1 protein-coding gene is annotated in these 364 nt (G+C 49.2%); it reads left to right on the top strand.

The features are described 5' to 3' along the window. Positions 1 to 120: 120 nt before the first annotated feature. On the top strand, positions 121 to 364 hold a 244-nt coding region (locus J1784_RS26775; RefSeq protein WP_420803934.1), incomplete at its 3' end, for a contractile injection system protein, VgrG/Pvc8 family.

Genomic DNA, 364 nt, shown 5'->3' with positions numbered 1-364 from the left:
CCGATGCCGTTCTTCCATGAGTTGAAAACAAACTCTTTTTCCTTTGCCGTAAATGTACGTTTCATTCATTAATCCTCCGCTACCCCATGTTTTAGCATGGATGTTGCATTGATCAATTGAATCTACATTTTCTTTTTTGAAGAAGAATATCTCAAAGCCAACGATCAGAAACTGGCTTTTGCCGACAACTGTACGGCGCTGACCAGCATGGGCAAGATCCCCTACAACCCCAATGCGGCCTCCGAGGCCGACACGTATTGCATCAATAATTTCCGCCGCAGCGCGCAAATCCGGCCTTCGCAGGTGACGTTGCAGGATTACACCTTCACCGCCCCGAACTGGCCGGCGCAATTTCAGGACCAGC

The sequence above is a fragment of the Rahnella ecdela genome (assembly GCF_019049625.1).
Taxonomy (GTDB): domain Bacteria; phylum Pseudomonadota; class Gammaproteobacteria; order Enterobacterales; family Enterobacteriaceae; genus Rahnella; species Rahnella ecdela.
The sequence above is the reverse complement of the archived record's forward strand: the minus strand, read 5'-3'. Positions and strand labels throughout refer to the sequence as shown.